This window comes from Paenibacillus sp. 11B (assembly GCF_030487755.1).
Taxonomy (GTDB): Bacteria; Bacillota; Bacilli; order Paenibacillales; family Paenibacillaceae; genus Paenibacillus; species Paenibacillus vandeheii.
This window is the reverse complement of record NZ_JAUKNS010000001.1, coordinates 330,681-355,045: the sequence shown is the minus strand read 5'-3', so window position 1 is coordinate 355,045 and position 24,365 is coordinate 330,681. Positions and strand designations below refer to the sequence as shown.

21 protein-coding genes and 1 pseudogene are annotated in these 24,365 nt (G+C 45.0%); 15 read left to right on the top strand and 7 right to left on the bottom strand.

Annotated elements, in window-relative coordinates:
* Positions 1 to 88: 88 nt before the first annotated feature.
* The 4 genes from Q0V21_RS01540 to Q0V21_RS01525 all read right to left on the bottom strand — a co-directional run bounded on the left by Q0V21_RS01540 (position 89) and on the right by Q0V21_RS01525 (position 3,814).
* Positions 89 to 511, bottom strand: coding sequence for a hypothetical protein (locus tag Q0V21_RS01540; RefSeq protein ID WP_024633183.1), 423 nt, complete (start codon positions 509 to 511; stop codon positions 89 to 91).
* Between the two features lie 216 nt (positions 512 to 727).
* Positions 728 to 1,558, bottom strand: coding sequence for a carbohydrate ABC transporter permease (locus Q0V21_RS01535; protein ID WP_079349160.1), 831 nt, complete (start codon positions 1,556 to 1,558; stop codon positions 728 to 730).
* Between the two features lies 1 nt (position 1,559).
* Positions 1,560 to 2,432: a carbohydrate ABC transporter permease gene (locus Q0V21_RS01530; RefSeq protein WP_301877262.1), complete on the bottom strand. Its 873-nt coding sequence runs from the start codon at positions 2,430 to 2,432 to the stop codon at positions 1,560 to 1,562.
* Positions 2,433 to 2,500: 68 nt separating this feature from the next.
* Positions 2,501 to 3,814: an ABC transporter substrate-binding protein gene (locus tag Q0V21_RS01525; protein ID WP_301877260.1), complete on the bottom strand. Its 1,314-nt coding sequence runs from the start codon at positions 3,812 to 3,814 to the stop codon at positions 2,501 to 2,503.
* Between the two features lie 206 nt (positions 3,815 to 4,020).
* Between Q0V21_RS01525 and Q0V21_RS01520 the strand changes: the two genes are divergently transcribed.
* From Q0V21_RS01520 to Q0V21_RS01505, 4 genes are all read left to right on the top strand, one after another.
* The gene (locus tag Q0V21_RS01520) at positions 4,021 to 5,784 is read left to right on the top strand and encodes a cache domain-containing sensor histidine kinase (RefSeq protein ID WP_301877257.1); all 1,764 of its coding nucleotides are present in this window, start codon (positions 4,021 to 4,023) and stop codon (positions 5,782 to 5,784) included.
* A gap of 18 nt (positions 5,785 to 5,802) precedes the next feature.
* Positions 5,803 to 7,311: a response regulator transcription factor gene (locus Q0V21_RS01515; protein WP_301877255.1), complete on the top strand. Its 1,509-nt coding sequence runs from the start codon at positions 5,803 to 5,805 to the stop codon at positions 7,309 to 7,311.
* 185 nt (positions 7,312 to 7,496) lie between these two features.
* Positions 7,497 to 8,012 (top strand): spermidine/spermine N(1)-acetyltransferase, encoded by a 516-nt coding sequence (gene paiA, locus Q0V21_RS01510; RefSeq protein WP_301877253.1) that lies wholly within the window; start codon positions 7,497 to 7,499, stop codon positions 8,010 to 8,012.
* Positions 8,013 to 8,179: 167 nt separating this feature from the next.
* Positions 8,180 to 9,313 carry a serine hydrolase domain-containing protein gene (locus tag Q0V21_RS01505; protein WP_301877251.1) on the top strand — a complete coding sequence of 378 codons (1,134 nt, stop codon included), beginning with the start codon at positions 8,180 to 8,182 and terminating at the stop codon, positions 9,311 to 9,313.
* A 125-nt stretch (positions 9,314 to 9,438) separates the two neighbouring features.
* Here the strand turns inward: Q0V21_RS01505 and Q0V21_RS01500 are convergent, their stop codons facing one another.
* Entirely contained in the window at positions 9,439 to 10,383 is a 945-nt protein-coding gene (locus tag Q0V21_RS01500; protein ID WP_301877249.1) for a DMT family transporter, read from the bottom strand.
* Between the two features lie 179 nt (positions 10,384 to 10,562).
* A pseudogene (locus Q0V21_RS01495) lies at positions 10,563 to 10,679 on the bottom strand (heavy metal-binding domain-containing protein); the annotation flags it as partial.
* 157 nt (positions 10,680 to 10,836) lie between these two features.
* On the opposite strand from Q0V21_RS01495, the gene Q0V21_RS01490 reads away from it, so the two are divergent.
* From Q0V21_RS01490 to ppsA, 3 genes are all read left to right on the top strand, one after another.
* Entirely contained in the window at positions 10,837 to 11,589 is a 753-nt protein-coding gene (locus tag Q0V21_RS01490; protein WP_301877248.1) for a response regulator transcription factor, read from the top strand.
* Complete coding sequence (locus tag Q0V21_RS01485) at positions 11,586 to 13,325, top strand: HAMP domain-containing sensor histidine kinase (RefSeq protein WP_301877246.1); 1,740 nt, start codon at positions 11,586 to 11,588, stop codon at positions 13,323 to 13,325. Before Q0V21_RS01490 ends, Q0V21_RS01485 begins: the two co-directional genes overlap by 4 nt.
* A gap of 357 nt (positions 13,326 to 13,682) precedes the next feature.
* Positions 13,683 to 16,298 (top strand): phosphoenolpyruvate synthase, encoded by a 2,616-nt coding sequence (gene ppsA, locus Q0V21_RS01480; protein ID WP_301877245.1) that lies wholly within the window; start codon positions 13,683 to 13,685, stop codon positions 16,296 to 16,298.
* Between the two features lie 101 nt (positions 16,299 to 16,399).
* Here ppsA and Q0V21_RS01475 read toward each other — a convergent pair whose 3' ends face one another.
* Positions 16,400 to 16,825, bottom strand: a complete 426-nt coding sequence (locus Q0V21_RS01475) for a MaoC family dehydratase (protein ID WP_301877243.1) — start codon at positions 16,823 to 16,825, stop codon at positions 16,400 to 16,402.
* A 427-nt stretch (positions 16,826 to 17,252) separates the two neighbouring features.
* Here Q0V21_RS01475 and Q0V21_RS01470 point away from each other — a divergent pair, with 427 nt between their 5' ends.
* The 8 genes from Q0V21_RS01470 (at position 17,253) to Q0V21_RS01435 (ending at position 24,153) form a co-directional block, all read left to right on the top strand.
* Positions 17,253 to 18,242, top strand: a complete 990-nt coding sequence (locus Q0V21_RS01470; protein ID WP_079349149.1) for a LacI family DNA-binding transcriptional regulator — start codon at positions 17,253 to 17,255, stop codon at positions 18,240 to 18,242.
* Positions 18,235 to 19,116 (top strand): ribokinase, encoded by an 882-nt coding sequence (rbsK, locus tag Q0V21_RS01465; RefSeq protein WP_079349148.1) that lies wholly within the window; start codon positions 18,235 to 18,237, stop codon positions 19,114 to 19,116. Before Q0V21_RS01470 ends, rbsK begins: the two co-directional genes overlap by 8 nt.
* On the top strand, positions 19,113 to 19,514 hold the full coding sequence (gene rbsD, locus Q0V21_RS01460; protein WP_301877240.1) for a D-ribose pyranase: 402 nt from the start codon (positions 19,113 to 19,115) through the stop codon (positions 19,512 to 19,514). Before rbsK ends, rbsD begins: the two co-directional genes overlap by 4 nt.
* 15 nt (positions 19,515 to 19,529) lie before the next feature.
* Positions 19,530 to 21,011 carry a sugar ABC transporter ATP-binding protein gene (locus Q0V21_RS01455; protein WP_301877238.1) on the top strand — a complete coding sequence of 494 codons (1,482 nt, stop codon included), beginning with the start codon at positions 19,530 to 19,532 and terminating at the stop codon, positions 21,009 to 21,011.
* Between the two features lies 1 nt (position 21,012).
* Positions 21,013 to 21,984: an ABC transporter permease subunit gene (locus Q0V21_RS01450; protein ID WP_063562749.1), complete on the top strand. Its 972-nt coding sequence runs from the start codon at positions 21,013 to 21,015 to the stop codon at positions 21,982 to 21,984.
* A gap of 14 nt (positions 21,985 to 21,998) precedes the next feature.
* Complete coding sequence (gene rbsB, locus Q0V21_RS01445; protein ID WP_301877228.1) at positions 21,999 to 22,928, top strand: ribose ABC transporter substrate-binding protein RbsB; 930 nt, start codon at positions 21,999 to 22,001, stop codon at positions 22,926 to 22,928.
* A gap of 186 nt (positions 22,929 to 23,114) precedes the next feature.
* Entirely contained in the window at positions 23,115 to 23,480 is a 366-nt protein-coding gene (locus Q0V21_RS01440; protein ID WP_301877227.1) for a hypothetical protein, read from the top strand.
* A 100-nt stretch (positions 23,481 to 23,580) separates the two neighbouring features.
* A complete protein-coding gene (locus Q0V21_RS01435) occupies positions 23,581 to 24,153 on the top strand; it encodes a TetR/AcrR family transcriptional regulator (protein WP_301877226.1) in 573 nt (190 codons plus the stop codon).
* Positions 24,154 to 24,365 lie beyond the last annotated feature (212 nt).

Below are 24,365 nucleotides of genomic sequence, written 5' to 3'. Positions count from 1 at the left end.
AATCCAATCGCTCATAACATGGCGATTGGATTTTCTTCTTTTATGGTGAAACAAACTGAAAGAAAGAGCTAAAGGAACATGCAATTTTTTAATCTGAAACGACGAATCCATCAAAGTTCTCAGGACCAACACGGATCGTACCCAACAAGTTGGAGCTTACGAATGCAGAGTATGTCAATTGAGGGGTAATTGGAGGATTGAAATCATCCGCAGAGAACGTAATAACTTGAGGCGCCAAAACACTCAAACTAAATGTGGAAGTGGCTGAGTATATTACAGGGTCAGTCGGCAAAGTACCTCTTACAATAGTAATCGTTACGCCGACAAGAGCTAATGGCAATTGTACAGAAACCGTCCCCTTAAATTGAGCTCTAGGGTTAGTACCTGCGCCTGCTGTCTGAAGACCAATTTGACCAAACAATTGCGGCGTGTTAATTACGAGGATCGGAATAGCAATCGAGTTAGCCAAACTTGCGTTTTGCGATGTTCTCGCATCAAGAAATGTTGTCATTGAATCTACCTCCTAATCAATGGAATAGAATAGTATATTCGAGGGTTATTAGTATGCTTGGACTTCTGGATATAATCAAAAAAATTGCATTTTAATAAACGAATAGGCAAAATTTCAGATAAATACAGATCGATGAAAATTAGAGAACATGAACAAAAACGCTTTAGGGAATGAACCCAAAAGCGTCTCTAATGTTATTTCTTTATAAATAAATATTCACCCTTTGACTGCTCCTGCCGTAAGTCCGCTAACGATATATTTCTGACCAAACAGGTAGAGGATAAAAACAGGCAGTGAAGTCAGGACAAGGTTAGCAAAAATCAAATTCCAGTCTCGGCTGTATTTACCGTAGAAATTGTAGATCGAAAGCGGCATCGTCCACGTTGAACTGTTCGTAAGGAAGTATACCGGAATCGTGATATCATTCCATACCGACATAAACACCATGATTGCAACTGTTGCGTTTACGGGCAGGATAAGCGGTGTAACGATACGGAAAAACACCCCAAATACACTGGCGCCTTCCAGAAACGCGACCTCATCCAGCGCTTTCGGGATGGTTTTGATAAATCCGCTATATAAAAATACGCTGAAAGCGGTATTTAGTGCTGCGTAAATCAGAATGACACTTGATATGCTGCCGTAAAAGCCCAATCCCTGCACGACCCGAATCGTCGTAATGATGGACATCGGTGCAATCAGTCCCATGAAAAAATACATATATATTGTGTTTGAGACTCTGGTGTCTCGGCGTGCCAGAATGAAAGAAGCTGCTGATGAAGCAACTATGTTGATGATGGACGAAATGCCCGTAATCCAGATGCTGTTCAGGAATGCCCTGGACAGACCACCCTCTTCAAATACCCGGACATAGTTTGAAAATTGCCATTTATCCGGCAAGCTCAAGGAGAAGCTGAGTACTTCAGCGCTCGTTTTGAACGAACCGAGAATCAGAATCACCAGAGGCAGCAGAATGAGTAAAGAGGCGAGGAGCAGAAATCCTTCAACAATATAGTTGCGAATAGCGAGTTTGCGTGTATATCCCATGTTATTCCGTAACCTCCTTACGCCGCATGAAAATCAGTAGCGGTATAGCAATAATCGTGACAACCACAAACAGGAGGGTATTGACTGCGGTACCAAGTCCCCAATTCCCTTCACCGAAGGAGCGGAGAATAATCGTACCCACAACCTGTGAAGCGTTGCCTGGACCTCCGCCGGTCATGACATAGACTTCCGAGAATACTTTGAGTCCGCCAATCAGTGTCAACATCAGATTAATATTGATGGCTGGCAGCAATAGGGGCAGCGTAATTTTGAAAAAACTTTTCCAGGAGCTTGCGCCGTCAATCGTCGCCGCTTCATAATTTTCTTGTGAAATGGATTGCAACCCAGCCAGATAGATAGCCATTTGGAATCCGGCGCTTTGCCAGATGGACACGATGGCAATCGTCCAGATGACAAGGGAAGGATTGGTCAACCAGGCCTGACTCAATGAATGTAATCCAACCGCCTCCAACACGCGATTGATCGTACCCTCCGTGCGCAGCATGGGTGTGAACAGGATGCTGATGACAAGAATGCTCAGTATGGAAGGGGAGTAGAAGATGGCGCGCAGCAGGTTCTTCGTTTTTAATCTCATATTTAGGGCCACGGCCAGCAGCAGGCCAATAATATTTTTGCCAGCAACTGTAACAACGGCGAAAATCGCCGTATTTTTAAGCGCCAGGATAAGCGTTTTGTCCGAGAAAATTTTCTCGAAATTGTCCCATCCGATAAACTTCAGATCAATTCGATCCAGACGCCAATCCGTGAAGGAGTAGTAGAAAGCAGCAATAGCCGGGATAACAAAAAAGATGGAGTAAATAAGTAGTGCCGGAAATACCATGTAATACGAATATAAATTTTTTGCCCTTTTCATGTCTCACGCTCCGTTATGGCTAGGCAGCACATCATTCAGGAATGACCTGCTGCCCTGTATTTCACTTCTTAGAAACCGGAAACGCCTTTATCCTGCATCAGTTGACTGAACTTCTCATCCCAGGATTTCAATACTTCCTCCGGTGTCAAACCGCCAGCGAATTGATCCTGCAGTAACCTGTACAACTCGCTGCGATCTACCAGCATGTAAGCATCCGTGGTCAACACGGTTTTCTTCGGCAGGATGTAATTGTCGACGATATCCTGTTTGTATGCAGGTAACTCTGGTGTCGTGACGTCGCTAAAATTGGATACATAACCTTTGGAATCGACGATTTGTTGTGCGATCTCTTTGGAGGCGATAAAGTCCAGAAACTGTTTGGCTTCCTGCAGATGCTTCGCTTTCTTTGGAATGAACAGTTGTCCTCCAAGCGGACTTGCACCCAGTTTGGCATCATCGGAGGACGGAATTGGGAATACGCCGAGTTCCATGCTTGGATCCTGCTGTGCTACGCCTTCGATTAACCAGTCTCCCATAAACATCATCGCAACTTCTTTGTTCAGGAATTTGCCAACCGCCATGTCGTAGCTATCGCTAAGCACATCCGTGTTCGTATACCCCTTGGTGTACACTTCGTATTGCTGCTCCAAAAATGTTTTAAACTCGGGAATATCGGACCATTTCTTCTTGTTGCTGTTGAGCTCATCAAAAAAAGTCGGATCATTTTTGGCTACAAAATCGGCAAATGCTGCTGCAGGCCAAATGTTCGCAGCCCAAGCATCTTTGTAGGGCATGAATACTGGAGTGATGCCGCTGGCTTTGATTTTTTCACAAATGGCCAGAAACTGTTCATAGCTTGTCGGAATGGACAGACCCAGGTCGGCAAAAATCTGTTTGTTGTACACGACTCCTTGCATGCCCGTGTCCTGACTGACATGGAAGCTGTAGACATGGCCGGCAGCGGAGAGCACATCCTTGTTTACAATTCTGCTGGCCCAGGACTCGTTATCCAGAATTTCGAAATTGCGTTCAAGATTCAGGTCCGTAATCGCGCTGGCCAAATTGTATTGAATGATATCGGGCGTTTCGTCTACAGCCAGCTTGGTTTGCAGCACGGTCGTTGTTTGCTCAGCCGGAATGAGCTGCAGATTGACAGATATGTTGGTCTGTTTTTCAAACTCATCGAGAACATCCTGCTGAATAAACGCGGAATCCTGAGAGCTCTTGGAAATAGCCAGTTCGAGTGTGACCTTGGCGTTCTTGCTGCCATTGCTCGTAGACGTACCAGAATCCGTACCTCCTGATCCGCAAGCGGTCAGCGAAATGGACAACAGGCTGGCCAGAACAATGGATGCTGCTTTTTTTCTTTTATGCAGTTTCAATGCAAATCCCCCTCTGAGACATTTAATGAATCCGTTTACAAGTCCAATTATAAAATCCAATTCTACTCCGGTACATGTCTGTGCTTGAATGTTTATGTGTAAAATCCTGAACTTGAAATCGCTATCATTTCATTCAAACGCATGCTACAGTTAGACATGATGCAGACGAGTTACACAGCATGACAGGACAGGAGGCTACACGAAGAATGATTAAACTTATACATAAAGCAACACAATTCAGTTTGCAGACCAAAGTGTTTTTGACATTTCTGGCTCTGCTTTTGTTCGTGTTAGGCTGCTTCATCGTATATGTGAACCTTGTCGTTATCCGCCCGCTTACACAAAAAACGGAGGAGGACACACGTATCACTGCTACAAAGGTACGTGAACAAGTTGACTTGTACGTAGAGCAGCAAAACCAGATGTCCCAGCGTATATTGTCCAATAAGGACATCTTTGCAACGATGGACAAGAGTTCCTTGGCTCCAAGTAATTATGAAAGACTGAAACAAATCAGGAAACTAAAAGATATCATGTTCCAGGCGATCGGCCCCAGCATGAACATCAAGGACATGTCCATTTATGATAAACAAGGTGTACTGCTCACATCGTATATTGGTTCAGGACATGCTCCAACGATCCTGAGTACCATGCTGGAAAAAAGCAGGAGTGGACGAGAATGGAACGGGAATGGTTATATCCTGCTTCGACAGGCAGACGTCATCTCATTTGTCCGAACAATAAACGATCAGAATGGGAAGCTGTACGGATACCTTAGTATTCAAATGGATCAGGCTTACATTCAAAAGCTTACGGAAGGAATTACAGCAGGGGATGTTTTTATTCTAAACAAGCAAGGGGAGCAGATGACCGGCTCCGAAGTGAGAAAGCATGCCTTAGAGTGGACGGAGCCATTATCCGACGAGGGACTGGCAGTTGATGAACAAAATAATTATGTGACACATGCCACATCTCACGAAACGGGTTGGATTACTTTTATCGTAACACCGAAAAATTCAGTGTTAGGCTCGATTCATTCTGTACAAAGCATGTCCATTCTGCTGATTACAGCGTTAATGCTCATTTCTTTTGTGTACATTTTCTTCTCCACGCGCAACCTGCTGCTTCCGATTCGCAAGCTTCGCAGCCAGATTTGGCGCATCAATTACAGCAATATGAAGTTGAAAGTAGAGGATCGGCCCAAAAATAACGACCTGCTCCTGCTGAATGAAGCTTTTCAGGATTTGATGGAGCGATTACAGGAGTCCATTGACCGCGAGAAAAAGGCATTACATGAAGAAGTCACCGCCAGGAATTCCGCCCTGCAAGCTCAGATTGCTCCTCATTTCCTTCATAACGTCCTTTATTTGATCAGCATAGCTGCTCAAGAGGGGAAAACCCGGGTCGTGTCTGACATGTGTAAACATCTATCAGACAGTTTGCGTTATATTGTTTCATCCCCTTATGCACATGTGACAATGGCTGATGAGCTTGAGCATACGAGACATTATTTGTCGTTGGTACAGCAGAAGTATGAAGAAGATTTGGAGTGGAACATCCATGCTGATGAACTGGCGAGTGAGGTCCGGCTACCTCGGCTGGTGATTCAGCCTTTTGTGGAAAACTGCATTGAGCATGCTTTTTTTAATATTACACCGCCTTGGCGTATTCAAATTACCGTGAAGCAGTATAACGGATTATGGGCTTTGGAGATCAAAGATAACGGAGAAGGCTTCCCGCCAAACAAAATAAAAGAGATTTTATCCAATATCCAGAAGTCCGGTACCGGAATGAATCAATCCCCCGATCGCCAAACCGCACTTGGCAGCATGGGGATCGTCAATAGCGTTAATCGGCTTAAACTGATGTACAGCAATCGGCTAATTTTTAACATGTACAACAATCATGCTGAGGAGGAAAAAGGGGCAACCATTCAAATCATCGGCTCAATGACGAAGGATTTTTACTGATCACAGGAGGAGCAAATTATGTATAACATCATGATTGTTGAGGATAGCAAACCCATATTACGCAATATTAAAATGCTTTTGGATAAGCTGAATTTTCCAATTCACGTGGCGGTTACGGCTACGAATGGGAAAGAGGCGCTGGCAGTGCTCCAGAAGGAAACAATCGATCTTCTGTTGACAGACATTCGGATGCCCAAGATGGATGGTTTATCCCTCATTGAGCAAGCGAAGCTCGCCCAGCCGGAGTTGAAGGTCATACTCATCAGTGGATATAGTGATTTTGAATATACGCGAAAAGCATTAAATTTACAGGTGTTCGACTATTTGCTGAAACCTGTTGAGCCAGAGGCGCTGGAGGAAGTCATGGGCAGAGTTATTAAGGAGCTTGATCAATTGAGGTCAAGGAACGTTCATCAGTTACAGGAGATCGTTGATTCCCATAGCTATGCTGAACTCAAGCCAGGAGAGAATTTTACTTTTTTTGCCCAAATGATGATCATTGTACGCAGACAGCCCTTCACCCGGGAACGGGAACGATGGGGACAAAGGGCGTTACAGGCTTCTTTGGAGGATTTTTTTGCTCCACGTTCCTGTAAAGTATTTCAGAGCCAAACTCCGCATCAATTCATCGTTTTTGTGAATAAGGGGATTGTTGATTTGTATTCTTCTGTACATGAATGTCTCGAATCGTTAAGACGCCATTTGGCTGTACAAGGTATGGATACAATCATCGGGGGACAAGGGGTAGGGGCTGAAACCGTTAATTTGCCCGAGCTTTACCACCAAATTTCGTCCATTTTATCGACGCATCAGCGACTGAACCATGGAATGGTGCTGGACAGCGGAAATCCTGTGTCTATGGCAAGATCTGAGGCAGGCTCCCTGAATAACATATTGGAATCTGATTTTGTCCACATGATACAGGCTCACCAGAAGGAACGGTTTGCCCTTAAGCTGTCTGAGCTGATGAATCGATGGACAGAGGAAAACGTTCATGTAAAAGAAGTGGAACGATTTATCAATTTAGTCGTGGATACGTTCGCACATTTGAATGAAGAGCAGGGGGCGGGGATTAGGCTTGGTCTGGATCTTAGAGCAAAAAAACTATTTGATGAAGAAACATATGCCGATTTCTGCCGTGAATTAACGGAATGGATCGGTCAATGTTTTGAAATGCTTCAATCCCATGATCGGAAGAGCAGAGAAGTTCTGTTTGAGCAAATGGATGAGTACATCAAACGGAACAAGTATACCCCAATATCCATCAATGACATTGCCATGAAGTTTCACGTCAGCCCCTCTTACGTTAGCAGAGTGATTAAAAACGTAACGCAAGTCACGTTTGTTCAGTACTATACGAACCTTAGAATTAAGGAAGCATGCAGACTTATGGAGAGTCAGCCGGAGATGAAGTTTAAGGAGTTATCAGATCTGTTATCGTTCAGTGATCAGCATTATTTCTCCAAAGTGTTTAAGGAATACACAGGACTTAGTCCGACAGAATATAAAGAAAGACTGCTTAAATAGTCCGTTCAAGGAAAAAGGTATTCAAATTCCGAAAACGTTTACCAACTATTTCAAGCTGTCTGATTTCATTATTTTATGTTGCAAACTATACAAAATTAGCGTAAATTAAGGATATAATAATTGTTGTATTTGCAACAAAATATTCTAAACAAGCTATTGATTCATAGAAGGAGCGATACATCATAATGACAGTGGAAATAAGAGCGTGCAGTCGCGAGGATTTACAAAAACTACAAGAGATTAGTATAGAAACATTTAACGATACATTTAAAGATCAGAATTCTCCTGACAATATGAGAGCCTATCTGGAAAGAGCATTTAACGCTAAACAGTTGGAGGCTGAATTATCCAATAGCTGTTCAGACATCTTTTTCGTCTACTATAATGATGAACTTGCGGGATATTTGAAGCTGAACAGGGATGAAGCTCAATCTGAAAAAATGAGTGATGCATCACTTGAAATTGAGAGAATCTATATCAAGAAAAAATTCCAAAAGCATGGACTTGGTAAATATCTGTTAAATCAAGCCATAGAAACCGCATTGGAACACAATAAGAAGAGAATCTGGCTCGGGGTATGGGAAAGAAATGACAATGCCATAGCTTTTTATCATAGAATGGGGTTTGTTCAAACGGGATCGCACTCTTTTTATATGGGGGATGAGGAACAAACAGATTTCATTCTGGTCAAAACACTCTAGTCGTCGTACCGATTTTAAAAAATGTAGAGATCGTTTATAAATAGCTTTCTAATAGGTAGTGGTCAATGCACGCAAATGGTCGTATATTAAATATAAGTGGGTCATGTGGATGAACACAGATCCACTTGTGCATTGATATACGATTCTACATAGAAGGACGGGGAAATATGGACTTTAAACCGCTTGCTTCATTTATTGACCGTATCACAGCATGGAGAATTCCATGGGCAGAGGTGCTTGTGATGCATCAAAATGATACCGTTTTCCGTTACCGTAATGGTTACGCCAACCTGGAGGAGCAGACGCCTATCGGCGAAGATGCGATCATTAATCTCTACTCCATGTCAAAAATCATGACCTGTGTGGCAGCGCTTCAGCTCGTTGAGAGAGGGCAAATGCTGCTGAACGATCCAGTGTCCGATTTTCTGCCCGAATATGCCGAAATGACGGTAAAGAAAACATTACCGAACGGCGAGATCAGACTGGAAAAAGCGACAAGAGCGATTACGGTACGCGACTTGTTTACAATGACTGCCGGATTCTCCTATGACATTGGCTCACCAAGCATTCAGGAAGCTGTGCAGAGCACCAACGGCAAACTACCGACACGCGATTTCGCGAAAGCGCTCGCCAAGGAACCGCTTCTGTTTGAACCAGGTACGCAGTGGAACTACAGCATGTGTCATGATGTCCTCGGAGCTTTGGTGGAGGTTGTAAGTGGCAGACGCTTTGGAACGTATCTGCAAGAAGAAATTATCGGACCGCTCGGCATGAATGATACGGCATTCGACCTGAACGCTGAGCAGCAAGCACGCTTGATCCCGCAGTACGCATACAATGATGAGCTTGAGAAAGCCGTTCGGATGGATGGAAACGGATTCCGGGTAGGGACTGAATTGGAGAGCGGCGGTGCCGGACTATTATCCACTGTCAGCGATTATGCACTGTTCCTGAACGCACTGACTGGACGTGGGACCAGTCCGGAAGGCGTGCGCATTCTGTCAAAGGCTTCAGTGGACCTGATGCGCACGGACCATCTGAATGATCTTACCCGTGGCGATTACTCCTGGGATCAAATGGGCGGGTATGGTTATGGGCTGGGTGTACGTACACATGTCTCCAAGTCGCGCAGCGGCTCGTTAAGCCCACTTGGCGAATTTGGATGGAGTGGGGCTGCCGGCTGTATGGCCATCATTGATCCGGACTCCGAGCTCACCGTCATGTATGCGCAGCACCTGCTGAACAGTCAGGAGCCTTACGTTCAGCCCCGGTTGCGAAATGTCGTTTACTCTTGTTTATAATGCGGAAAATTGAAGTCGTAATACACAAAAAAGTCGCTATCTTAGCGACTTTTTTTGTGTTTAGGGAGTTAGTTCTTGTCCAAATCAAAGTGGGTAATCTCCATTCGTTTGCACAGAAGAACACATTATTTTAATGAGGTTACTCGATTGACCATATAAATACCGATCGACACGAACAGCAATGCGATCAGATTTTTGAGTTCCATAATCGTTTCTCCCAGAAATAACGCCGATAGCAGAGTGCCGAACACAGGGATAAGAAAGTTATACACCGATACTTTCCCCACTTTGTTGTATTTCAGAAGCAGATTCCACAAGCAAAATGCAGCTGATGAAAGTAACACTAAATAAATCAGGATTCCCGTTGATTCAAATGTAAAATGTGTAACCCTGCCGCCAAGCAGGAGGCCAAGTAGAGTGAGTGCCAGTCCGCCGACAAACAGGCTAACTCCGGTAATAACCAGGACGTCGATGGAGCCGGTTAAATGTTTTGCATATATGGCTGTAATGGAAAAAATAAGAGCTGCAATAATAACGAAACCTTCACCTGTGAGAGAGAAGGAGAATTCCAACAGATCGGAGTGAAAATTAACAATAATTACGCCAATAAATCCTAGCAAACAACCGACTATTTTATTTTTGCTCAGTTTATCATTTTTATATAGAAAATGAGCTAGAACAACACTGAAAAAGGTCGTTGTCGCATTCATAATCGATCCTTTGACACCTGTTATATTGGCTACACCTACATAAAAAAACATATACTGCAGCCCCGTTTGGAACACGCCAAGTAATATTAAGCTTGAAAATTGCCGTCCAGACAGCTCAAATTTTCGTTTAGTCATAACACGAAACAAGAACAGAAGCAGTAATCCAGCTAAAACAAATCGGTAACCCGCAAATACAAATTTTGATGGAATATCTTCTGACAGGATGTCAAAAGCAATATATCCAAGCTTAATAAACGGGTAGGCACTTCCCCATAACAAGCAACATAGACTTGCAACTAGCGTTACAAATAATGGGTCGCTAAATTTGATTGGTTTCTCCATTGCTTTTATCTCATTCACTTTCAATCTTCTCCTCGCATGATATGTAAATGTGTATGGGCTCATCGCACCTCACTGACCATATCATAAACTGCCAGTAGCTGTAACAAAAAAATGAAATTCCATTTCATAACAAGACTAAAAGGCTTATTCCTTCGGAGAAGATTTAAATAAATCAGCTGCGCAAACACAAAAGTGGGAACAATAACTGCCGTACCGCTGACAGCGACCATGAGCATACCTTGACGCACTACTTCGTAATTCAGATTGACGCCGATTACGGCATTGGCTCCCATCTGTGAGGCTTGCTGTGTCATTATAATCAAATCGTTTCCTCCTAAAACAAAATAGATTTGCCGCGGTTTCTCATTTCCTATGCTAACAGCGTTACTGAAACAGAGCCTAAACGCGTTGATGAACAAGCGCTTAAGATTGCTCAACCTGTTTAGGTTCTGTTAATGTGAGTATGCTACGATGAAATGGGTGAAAACGATGACCAATCAAAATGATATTAAAATCGCAATTGTCGACGACGAGCCCTCGATTGTTACCATGCTGCAGATGGTGCTTCGCAGGGCAGGGTTTCATCAGCTGTACGATGCTTCCACCTGTGCGGAAGCTCTTCATCTGGTACAGCGCGTTGCCCCGGATATCGTCCTGCTCGACATTACGCTCCCAGACGGGAGTGGACTGGAGCTCGTCTCCAAGCTCCGTGAATACGGAAATCCGCATATTTTGTTTCTGACAGCTAAGGCATCTGATCTAGATGTGCTTAGGGGATTCGCCATGGGCGGGGACGATTATATTACCAAGCCCTTCAATCCATTGGAGGTAGCTGCAAGAATACAGGCACGCATACGCCGTTTGGAGTCAGAAGCTCCAACTGCAAATCAGGTGAAACGTCCTGAACCGGGGATATACCGATTCGGTCGCTTCATCGTCAACGAGGCGGAAGGGGAGTTACTCGTGGAGGGACAGCCGGTTCCTTGCCCTGCCCAAGTCTTCCATCTGCTGCTGCACTTCTGCAAGTTTCCGGGGGTCGTATTTTCCAAAACACAGCTCTATGATCAGGTGTGGGGGATCAACGGACACGGAGATGACTCGACGGTAATGGTACACATTCGGCGCATACGAGAGAAGATCGAGATCGATCCAGGAAATCCAAAGCTGGTGCTGACTGTACGAGGGCTCGGCTATAAGCTGTCAAAGGAATTTCAGGAGCAATGAAGATACAACAGCGCATATCCTTCCACTTCACGTATCAATTGATCTTTTATGCCCTGATTATTCTGGCCATTACTCTCGTTGCTTGCATTATATTTTTTCAAAACACGACAAATAGTGAGTTACGCCGGAACTTTCCGGTTGGCGCCTTGCAACTGATTGCTCAAGAAGCTTCTTCAAAGGATGGGACGATTCAGATTTCCCCCAAGTGGAATAAGCTCATTGAGGAAAAAGGAATGTGGATGCAGGTTGTAAATGCCGAAGGAGAGGTCATCTACAAAGTAAATACAAATTCGCATGATGGACTGTCGGCTTCGTATTCTGTCGACCAACTTCTTGATATTCAGGAGACAAGGACACTTGGGACGTATGCCGTTCAAACTCATCTGAATTTTGCTTTTAATGTGCCGGTTCTGTACATCCTTGGCTACCAAAATCCTGACCTTGACCAGCTCATGACCTGGTTTGACGCTTACGGGCAGCAGGGGATGGTATCTGGCGAGAAGGCTTCCATTCTGGATCAGCAGCTGCGTGAAACCGGCAGCTATCTACAGGTAATCAACTCTGCGGGGCATACCGAGCAAGCCATCGGTGATGAAACGTACTTGCAGAAGGGGTACCGTCCACTGGACATTCTGGCGATCCAGCAATCGCCCAGCAACTATGATACGAATATTGTCGCCCATCGTGATGAGCTCAGCGGAATGACCTGGGTCCTTTATACGCCCAATCCAACCGGAGATCCTTTGAAACATCCGGCGATGGATACGGCAACCCGCGGACTCATGTGGTTTGCAGGCCTAGCGCTGCTCTTGGCAGTACCCTTATCGATCTGGCATGGCTATCGTTACGGTCAGCCGCTGATTTTATTCGCAGGCTGGTTCGAACGGATGGGACGTGGGCAGTACGATAAGGTTCTCACCGCCAAGGACAAGCGCAAGATTTTCCGCCCCAATGGCACGATGCGAAACCGCTATAGGCTCTTTAAGGAAGTCATTGAATCCTTCTATAGAATGGCTGATCAATTGGCCCAAACTGAGAAGGAGCGTGAGAGGCTGGAGAAAGAGCAAAGGGAGTGGATGTCAGGAATTTCCCATGATCTGCGCACGCCACTGTCCACCATTCAAGGTTATGGATATATGCTGGAGAGCTTACCGGAACAATGGAGCCAAGAGGAGATGCGAACCATGGGATCGACGATCCGGGAAAAGGGGGATTATATGCTTGAGCTGATCTCTGACTTTTCCATGATCCATCAACTCAAGCAAGGCGACTCAATGATGCAGCTTCGGAAGATCGATTTGGTTGAGCTGGTGCGCTGCTCTGTACTGAAGTACGTTAACGACGTTACCCTGTCTGAGTACCAGTTTCATTACATCGGGGAGGAGCGTCCTCTATGGGTACAGGCTGATGAAACCTGGCTGCTGCGGTTAATGGATAACTTGCTTTCCAACGCAGTGAAGCATAACCCGTCAGGCGCGAATGTTACCGTCTCCATCGGTAGAATGAACGATAAGGCATGCATACGTGTATTAGATAATGGCAAAGGCATGGACGAGGAAACGCTGCAGCATTTGTTCAATCGCTATTATCGGGGAACCAACACAGAAGAATCAACGGCTGGTTCTGGACTCGGGATGAGCATCGCCAAAACGATCGTGGAAGCGCACGGCGGAGAAATTCATGTACAGTCCAAAGTGTGGCAAGGTACCAAAATTGAGATTTTATTGCCCTGCTGAAATGTTTACCCGCCCTGGGAAAATGCCCTTACAGAAAAAGCAGCCTACCTCATTCGAGGACAGGCTGCTTTTTTCGTTGGCTTCTACATCTGTGATACATAACATGCTGCACGACAGTAATCTGGTTGAGGAGAGCCGTGTTGCTATAGGATTAATATTATTTGAAATCAAAAAAGAACCTGGATAATTATCCCAGGTTCTTCGATATTGTATATAAACAAACACAATGATATAATCAGATTACATTTATTTTGATGTATAATACATAAGTATCGTATCTTATATTTAAATCTTATCATGGCGGTAAACTCTTTGTCAAATGTTTTTTTCTCAATTTATTGGTTAGGGGAGATACGAATGAGTTCTTTGGTTATCGGATTTCAGGAAATGGAAAAATTGCAGCTTGCACTCGTTGGCGGAAAAGGGTTAAATCTAGCGAAGTTATCAAAGATTGAAGGCGTACTGGTCCCCGAAGGATTTTGTGTGACAACCGTTGGATATCAACAAGCCATTGAACAAAACGAAACGTATCATTCTTTGCTGGATCAATTAACCTTGATGAAAGGTGATGAACGAGAGCAAATAGGTGAAATCAGCAGAAAGATCAGGGAACTTATTATGGGAGTAGACATTCCTGCCGATGTTGAAAAAGAAGTTGCTCACTATCTCTCCAAGTTTGGAGAAGGACATGCGTATGCAGTGCGTTCCAGTGCGACCGCTGAAGATTTACCACATGCCTCTTTTGCTGGTCAACAAGACACGTACTTAAATATCATCGGCAAAGAAGCAATTATGCAGCATATTAGCAAATGCTGGGCTTCCCTGTTTACAGATCGTGCGGTAATTTATCGTATGCAGCATGGATTTGATCATGGTCAGGTGCAGTTATCCGTTATCATTCAAAAGATGGTTTTCCCAACGGCCTCAGGAATTTTATTTACAGCTGATCCGGTTACGTCCAACCGGAAAGTGCTATCCATTGACGCCAGTTTTGGACTGGGTGAGGCGCTGGTATCCGGCCTGGTATCTGCCGATTGTTATAAAGTACGGGATGGTGAAATTGTCGATAAGAGGATAGCTACCAAAACGTTGGCGATCTATGGACGGAAAGATGGTGGGACGTATACACATCAGGTTGATCCCGTTCTGCAGCAGACGCAAACACTTACTGAACAACAGATTTTAGAACTGGCAAGCATGGGAAGACAGATTGAAGCACATTTTGGTTTTCCGCAGGATATCGAATGGTGTTTGGCGGATGATACGTTTTACATTGTTCAGAGTCGTCCAATCACTACTTTGTACCCGATCCCTGAAGCGAGTGACCAGGAAAATCATGTGTACCTATCTGTTGGGCATCAACAAATGATGACTGATCCCATGAAACCCCTGGGCTTATCTTTCTTTCTATTAACGACTCCGGCACCCATGCGTATAGCTGGTGGAAGATTGTTTGTTGATATTACGCCTAGGCTGGCTTCGCCTGTCATGAGAGAAAACTTCGTAAATACCATGGGACAATCCGATCCGCTCCTTAAGGACGCACTTACAACCATACTCAAGCGAGAGAATTTCATAAAATTGTTACCTGCTGATGAGTCAGCATCAAGTCCTCGTACTGACAATAAACCGAGCACGTCAGAGGCTTTCCAAGCAGATATTGAAAATGATTCAACGATTGTCTCTGATTTGATTAAGAGCAATCAAGCCTCAATAGATGAGCTAAAACGTAGCATCCAAAACAAATCTGGATTGGAATTGTTTGATTTTATCCTTGAAGATCTCAAAGAATTGAAGAGATTTCTATCTGACCCACGAAGTTCAAATGTGTTCATGACTGCCATGAAGGCTTCAGCATGGATCAATGAAAACATAAAAGAGTGGTTAGGTGAGAAAAATGCGGCAGATAAGCTCTCTCAATCTGTACCTAACAATATCACTTCGGAAATGGGTCTGGCGTTACTCGATGTTGCAGATGAGATTCGTCCGTATCCGGAAGTCATTGCTTATTTGCAGCATGTGAAAGAGGATAACTTTATCGATGAGCTGGTTAAGGTGGAGGGCGGACAGGAAACCCGAGACGCCATACAGGAATATCTGGACAAATACGGAATGCGATGTGCCGGAGAGATTGATCTTACCAGAACCCGTTGGAGTGAAAAACCCATTACGCTTGTGCCAATGATTCTGGGTAATATCAAGAACTTTGAACCTAATGCAAGCAAACGGAAATTTGAGCAAGGGCGACAGGAAGCGTTGCAGAAAGAACAAGAAGTATTGGATCGATTGAAGCTATTGCCTGACGGTGAACACAAAGCCCGGGAAACGAAACGAATGATCAACCTGGTTCGCAACTTCATCGGTTATCGGGAATATCCCAAATATGGCATGATTAATCGCTACTTCGTATACAAACAGGCTTTAGTAAAAGAAGCCGAACGACTTGTACAAGCGGGCGTTATTATTGAAAAAGAGGATATATTCTATCTCAATTTTGAAGAACTTCGTGAGGTCGTACGAACTAATAAATTGGATGAAAAGATCATCAGCCAGCGGAGAGACGATTACAAATACTATGAAAAACTAACTCCACCTCGTGTGCTCACGTCTGATGGCGAAATCATCTCAGGTCAGTACCAACATGAAAATCTGCCTGTCGATGCTATTGTAGGTCTGCCTGTTTCTGCCGGGGTCGTAGAGGGACGAGCACGCGTCATCTTCAATATTGAAAATGCAGATCTGGAAGATGGAGATATACTCATCACCCCCTATACGGATCCCAGCTGGACACCCTTATTTGTATCTATTAAAGGTCTGGTCACTGAAGTGGGTGGAGTGATGACCCATGGAGCTGTGATTGCACGTGAATATGGGCTGCCAGCCATTGTCGGAGTGGAGAAAGCGACCCAGCGCATAAAAGATGGGCAGCAAATTCGGGTGCATGGAACAGAAGGATACATCGAAATTTTGTAATGGTACATGGACTAAAATGGTATAGTAAACGACCGTTCATCAGACCTGATGTGCGGTCGTTTTTATTTTCTAAATCCATAACGAAACCGCATGGTACAAATTCAATTACTAATCAGAGCACTTAATTCTGCCTGAAAAACCTTTTCATTATGTTGATTAAAAGTAGTGAGCAATATGGTAACGATACCACCATAATTCCTTTTTGGAGCCAAATCAATTACTTCTGCCAGAACGTGAATTTCATCATCTGGGAACACAGGTTTAATGAACTTTATATCATTCATGCCCGTTCCTGCAACAATATCTTCTCCATATACCCCTAGTTCCACCCAAAGCTTGAAGGACGTGCTCATCGTCTGCATACCTGAAGCAATGAGGCTGCCGAAACGGCCTTCTTTGGCTTTTGCTTCGTCTACATGCATATATTGTGGATCATAAATTTTCGCAAAATCAATAATATCCTTCTTTGACAATTGGATAGAATCTGTTCTATAAGACTCGCCTTTAACAAACTCGTTAAATTTCAATGATGTACACCTCCAATAACTACTCTAATGGATAGGTCGAATTTAAGGCAAGCCGATCATGAAGAATATTCAAATTTTCGAATTCCGAAATCATTGATCCCTATAAAAGGAGAATCCCCTACAATTCGTTTGCTTATTCCAGGTCAGCAACTTCTGTAAGGGAGTGAATTCACCCCCAAGATATCGCAGTATCTCCGTGAAGCAGATGATTTTAGTCCATGATTCTGAGAACCAACGAATGAAGACGATTTGATTTGCTTTTGTATACATAGACCCATTTAGAAAGATGATATATCTTGATGATGAAGCTTAATTCCCGGCTTTTTCTGGCTACTTGGATAAATTTCCAGTAATAAAAGCATTGTCAAACTTAAAAAAATATGATATTTTCATATCTGTAACCGGTTACACATAGGAGTGAACGTTCATGACAACCATTAAAGATGTAGCTAATTTGGCTGGCGTTTCGGTAGCCACTGTATCAAGGGTCATTAATGAAAGAGGTTATGTTCATGCGGACACTCGCAAGAAAGTGGAGGAAGCGGTTAAGCAGCTTAACTTCTCTCCCAATGAAGTGGCCCGCTCTTTATACAAACGCAAGTCCAAACTGATTGGCCTGCTGCTACCGGATATTGCAAACCCTTACTTTCCGCAGCTTGCCCGCGGTGTAGAGGACCGGATGCAGGAGCAGGAGTTCAGACTGATTTTTGGAAATAGTGATGAGGACGAACAGAAAGAAAAGGATTACATCCAGACTTTTATCCAGAATAATGTGGTGGGCGTAATCTCTTCAACGAATTACCCTCATTCTTCAATATATGAAAACTTGAAGATCCCCGTGGTGTTTCTGGACAGGACGCCGCTGGACAGTCCCTCCGTATATGCGGACGGCAGAGAGGGCGGACGCCTGGCTGCGCGAGAGATCATCAAGCGTGGAAGCCGCCGAATCACGGTTATGCAGGGACCGACACATATCAAACCTGCGCAGGATCGTTTTGAAGGCGCAATTGAGAGCATACGTGAGGCCGGTCTGGATTACCGCGTCATCCAAACGACATCCTTTTCCATTAACGATGTTGGGTTATGGGCGGATGAACTTTTTAGCAAGTATGGTGATACGGATGGAGTGATTGCCAGTAATGACATCGCTGCTATGGCGGTGCTACATGAGGCATTGCGAATCGGAAAAAAAGTTCCGGAGGATATGCAGATTATCGGCTTCGACGATATCCCGATGAGCAGCCTGCTATCTCCCGCGTTGTCGACCATTCACCAACCGGCATACGAGATGGGAAGGGAAGCCGCCGGTTTGCTTATCAAACTTGTGGAACAAGCTCCAATCGAAAATAAACACATACAGCTGCCGGTCAGTTTCATTAAACGGGGCACAACAAGAAAGGTGAATTCAGATGGCTAAAATATGCGTAATTGGCAGCAGCTCCATGGATCTGGTTGTCACTTCATCAAGACGGCCGGGGGCGGGTGAAACCGTCCTTGGCGATAGCTTCAAAACAGTGCCGGGGGGCAAAGGAGCAAATCAGGCAGTCGCTGCGGCAAGGCTGGGGGCCGAAGTTACGATGATCGGCCGGGTAGGCGATGATGCTTTCGGTACGGACATTTTAAATAACTTCAAAGCAAACGACGTAAATACGCAGAATGTGAAACCGGTTACACATATGGAAAGCGGTACGGCTCATATCGTGCTGGCAGAAGGTGATAATAGTATCGTGGTCGTAGAAGCGGCAAATCGCGAAGTTACACCAGCTTATATTGATGAAGCGGCAGAAGTGATCCAACGTGCCGATATCGTGCTAATTCAGCAAGAGATTCCGGAGGAAACGGTAGTTCGTGTCAGCGAGATTTGTGCTCAAAGCGGAACCCCTCTGTTGTTGAATCCGGCTCCGGCCAGAACAGTGCCAGATGAGGTCATCGACAAAGCTGCTTATATCACGCCGAACGAGCATGAGGCGGAGATATTGTTTCAGGGCATGACTCCGGCAGAGGCGCTGCGCAAATATCCAAACAAGTTGTTTATTACAGAGGGCAGCAACGGAGTTCGTTACTTTGACGGGGAACGGGAAATCGTTGTACCTACTTACAAGGTGGAACCCGTAGATACAACAGGAGCGGGGGATACATTTAACGCCGCATTCGCTGTCGCTTTGGCAGAAGGTAAACCGCTGCAAGACAGTATTCGATTCGCCAACCGGGCTGCTTCGCTATCGGTGACCAAGTTCGGGGCGCAAGGCGGCATGCCGATGCGGAGTGAAGTGGAGGAAAGTCTGAAATGAAGAAGCAGGGAATATTGAACAGTCATATCTCCAAGGTGCTGTCCGATCTGGGGCATACGGACACGATTGTCATCGCGGATGCTGGCCTTCCAGTTCCGGAAGGAGTACTCAAAATCGATTTGTCCCTGAAACTGGGGACACCGAGTTTTCAAGAGGTTGTGGAGCTTATTGCGGACGATATGGTTGTCGAGAGAGTAATTTTGGCAGCAGAGATCAAGGCAGGGAATCCAGAGGCTTTACAATTTATTACCGAGAAATTTGGCGATGAAGCCGTTGACGCTTCCATCAGTCATGAACAATTCAAGGCATTAACCCGGAATGCCAAAGTGGTCATTCGTACGGGCGAAGCTACGCCATATGCTAATTGCATTTTACAATCGGGCGTCATTTTCGGTTAAAAGGGGGACGGCATCATGCATATTCAGATGCAAGACATATATAAAGCCTTTGGCACCAACCAAGTACTGAGCGGGGTGGATTTCGAACTGAAGGAAGGCGAGGTTCATGCCCTGATGGGTGAGAACGGGGCCGGCAAATCCACACTTATGAACATTTTGATCGGTCTTCATGGACGGGATCAGGGAACCATCTCCATTGACGGCAAAGAAACCTATTTTGCCAATCCGAAGGAAGCTGAAAAGATGGGGCTTGCGTTTATCCACCAGGAATTGAACGTCTGGCCGGAAATGACAGTGCTTGATAATCTCTTTATAGGCAAGGAAATAACCTCGTCATTTGGGTTGCTGAACACAAAACAAATGAAAGCGTTTGCCGCTGAGCAGTTTGCCAAGCTATCCGTACAAATTCCACTGGATCGTCCTGCTGGGGAATGCTCTGTCGGTCAGCAGCAAATGATTGAAATCGCCAAAGCACTGATGACCGACGCCAAAGTCATCATTATGGATGAGCCGACAGCAGCGCTTACGGAGCGGGAGATACAGAAATTGTTCGGCGTAATCACTTCGCTTAAGAAAAATGGTGTTTCCATCGTATATATCTCGCACCGGATGGAGGAAATTTTCACGATTTGTGATCGCATTACGATCATGCGTGACGGCAAAACGGTAGATACGAAGTCGATCCCGCAGACGAGTTTTGATGAAGTGGTGCGGAAAATGGTTGGACGGGAGCTTACGGAGCGATATCCGGCAAGAAATCCTTCGTATGGTGAAGTAGTTCTGGAGGTACGGGACGCCAGCAGCAAAGGGTTGTTCCAGAATATTAGCTTTACGGTGAGAGCAGGCGAAATCCTCGGGTTCTCCGGGTTGATGGGTTCTGGACGTACAGAGATCATGCGGGCCATCTTCGGTTTGGAACCCTTGGACGGTGGCGAAATTATGATTCGAGGCAAAAAGGTTCACATTCGGAAACCTGCCGATGCGGTTAAACATGGAATTGGATTCATTACCGAAGACCGGAAGGATGAAGGCTTGGTATTGGATTTCTCCATTCGTGAGAACATGGCATTACCGAATCTGTTCAGCTTCTCAAGTAAAGGGTTCATTTCGACGCAGAAAGAACAGGAATTCGTCGATACGCTCATCAAACGTTTGCAAATCAAGACGCAATCATCCGAAACGGCGGTACGAAACCTGTCAGGGGGCAACCAACAGAAAGTAGTAATCGCCAAATGGGTCGGCATTGGCCCGAGTGTGCTTATCCTGGATGAGCCGACACGCGGCGTGGATGTTGGAGCCAAACGGGAGATCTATCAGTTGATGAACGAGCTGACGGACCGCGGAGTTGCAATCATTATGGTATCTTCCGAGCTGCCTGAAGTGCTCGGCATGAGTGATCGAATCGCGGTTGTGCATGAGGGACGCATTAGCGGTGAACTGGCAAAAGAAGAGGCAACACAGGAAAACATTATGACAATGGCTACAGGGGGACAATGACATGACAACTTTGCAGGAAAACCAACCCGCCAAAAGCGGCTTCCGCTTGACGAATCTGACACAGAAATTAGGTCCGCTGCTCGGGCTGATCATTCTGATTATCATCGTATCGGTATTAAATCCAAGCTTTTTGGAACCGCTTAACATTCTGAATTTATTGCGTCAGGTTTCAATTAACGCGCTGATTGCTTTTGGTATGACATTTGTCATTCTGACTGGGGGCATCGACTTGTCGGTGGGCTCTATACTGGCTCTATCCAGCGCCTTTGTAGCCAATATGATGCTGTCCGGCCTGGATCCGATTCTGTCGATCATTATCGGGGTTGCGCTCGGCGGTGTTATGGGTATGGTGAACGGATTGATGATTACGAAGGGCAAGATGGCTCCGTTTATTGCTACATTGGCAACGATGACGGTGTTCCGGGGATTGACGCTGGTGTATACGAATGGTAACCCAATTACAGGGTTGGGCGACAGCCTGCTGTTCCAACTGTTCGGTCGTGGTTATATGCTTGGTATCCCGGTGCCAGCGATCACAATGCTGATTACCTTTGTAATTCTGTGGACGATACTGCACAAAACGTCCTTCGGTCGTAAAACGTACGCGCTTGGTGGCAATGAGAAAGCATCCATTATCTCAGGTATTAAAGTTCACCGTGTAAAAATCATGATTTACTCCCTGGTAGGTATGCTGTCAGCGCTGGCAGGCGCAATCCTGACCTCCCGTCTGAATTCCGCGCAGCCAACAGCAGGTACTTCATATGAGCTGGACGCCATTGCTGCTGTAGTTCTGGGCGGAACAAGCCTATCAGGTGGTAGAGGACGGATCGTTGGTACATTAATCGGGGTCCTGATCATTGGCGTGTTGAACAATGGTTTGAACCTGCTCGGAGTGAACTCATTTTATCAAATGGTTGTAAAAGGCGTCGTTATTGCCATCGCTGTCCTGTTGGACCGCAAGAAAACGGCTTAAGGAGAGAAGCGAACATGAAAAAACTAACCATATTGCTTGTAAGCGTAATGATGATCGTTCTGGCTGGATGCTCTCTGGAGCCTCCAGGCTGGGCCAAGCCCGACTCTGCCGGAAGCAATGGACAGAAGAAAATCGGCCTGTCGGTTTCCACGTTGAATAATCCCTTCTTTGTTTCTCTCAAAGACGGAGTAGTTGCTGAAGCCAAAAAACAAGGAATTCAGGTCATCGTGGTTGACGCGCAAAATGATTCGGCCAAACAAACGAATGATGTGGACGACCTGATTCAACAAGGTGTGGATGCCCTACTGATTAACCCGGCGGATTCCGCGGCAATCTCTACGGCTGTTCAGTCTGCCAATAGCGTGGGCATTCCCGTGATTACACTGGACCGTTCAGCAGACAAAGGCGACGTGGCTGCTTTGGTGGCGTCTGATAACGTTAAGGGTGGACAAATGGCAGCGGAATATTTCGTAGAACACCTTGGCGAGGGAGCGAAAGTAATCGAACTTGAGGGTGTACCTGGAGCTTCCGCAACAAGAGAGCGGGGGAAAGGTTTCCATGAGGTTGCCGATCAAAAACTTAATGTAGTTGCCAAGCAGTCTGCCGATTTCGATCGTTCTAAAGGCTTGAATGTAATGGAGAACTTGCTGCAGGGCAACCCTGACGTGCAAGCGGTATTTGCCCATAACGATGAAATGGCACTGGGCGCGATCGAAGCAATCCAAAGCTCTGGTAAAGACATTCCCGTAATTGGATTTGATGGCAACGATGATGCGATCAAATCCATTCAGGACGGAAAGCTGACGGCCACCGTCGCTCAGCAGCCGGTACTGATTGGCCAGCTCGCGGTACAAGCTGCTCTGGATGTGCTGGACGGCAAGCAGGTAGAGAAATCAATCCCGGCTGAATTGAAGCTGATGACCAAGGAAAACGCAAACAAGTAAATGATGATATGCATCCCGTTTTGGACGAAAATGTCTAGGGCGGGATTTCTTTTTATTCGTCCGGTATGGTGGGAACGATAGTTATCCATTGAAACCTGTGGTAGTTTTGGCCCATTATAATATTGATCACATCTCGTTGGGCATGTAAATTAGTTGTATGCATGAGAAAAGGAGTGACAGCACCACATGGAAAATGTATCAGATGAAGAAAAATTGGAATCCATCCAAGCCTTCCAATCGACAATTCGTAAATCGGAAAACGCCTTGACTAATTTGACCCAGAAAGGTAATAACACGACTCTGTTAAAGAAACGTCTCAACGCTTTATACATCGGCTTAGCGATGCTGGAAACGACTTGGAACCAAACACCTCATCAGTATACAAAGGAAGAGATAGCAGAAGCTCGCGATGTTTTGACTGGTTTATTCCCATCCCTTGAGAAAATGTATGGTAAGTCAAAAGCGGGAAGCCCTCAAAAGACGCTTTTAAAAAGAAGAATTAAAGCATTCGAACGAGCTGTTCGAGCGATGGATGATGTTGCAATTCAATAAATCCCTCTTGATTCATGCCTTACCTGTAATCTATCCCTTTTTCATTTCCAGTTTGCCGATTGTTGGCTTCAATGTATAATGTGTATTCGAGGTGATGACAATGGCAAGATCCAAAGAATTTGAAGTAAATGAAGTATTAGATAAAGCCATACATTTGTTCTGGACACAAGGATATGAGAAAACTTCAATGCAGGATTTGGTTGAGTTTATGGGCATCCACCGAAGAAGCATCTATGATACGTTTGGGGATAAGCATGCTCTATTTATGAAAGCTCTTGAACGATATGAAGCAAAGCAGACCAACAAAATGAGCTTTTTGATTGATACACATAAACCAGTTAAAGAGATCATTCGGGCTTTGTTTGAGTCGACAATAAGAAATGAAGGACAACCTTTAGGATGTTTTCTTGTAAACTCAGGGGTGGAACTGGGCGTGTTGGACCCTGAAGTTGCATCTTTGGTTAATGAGAGTAATTTGCGAACAGAGGAATTCTTAAGAAACCTTGTACGGGAAGGCCAACAAACGGGTGAAATCAACGCTAACCTTGACCCTGTAGTTATTTCTCACTATTTAATGAATGCATGGGTGGGGATACGTACGTTGGTTAAGACCACTACGGATCAGCAAAAATTAAAAAATATTATGGATATGACATTATCCGTCTTAGACTAATAGAGGTTTACAGCATGACAAGCAAAGGAATTGCCTTCATGAAGGTGGCTTTGTTTTAGTGATACAGGTTCTTGTCCTCTTAACCTTATGGAGAACTTGTATCGCATGTCTGGAAAAACTCAAAGTTCCCGTTCCAACAACATGAAATATGAAGCAGAAAATAATTCTTTACTGTTCGTTCTAAAAATGCTATTCTAAATAGCAAGTTAGAT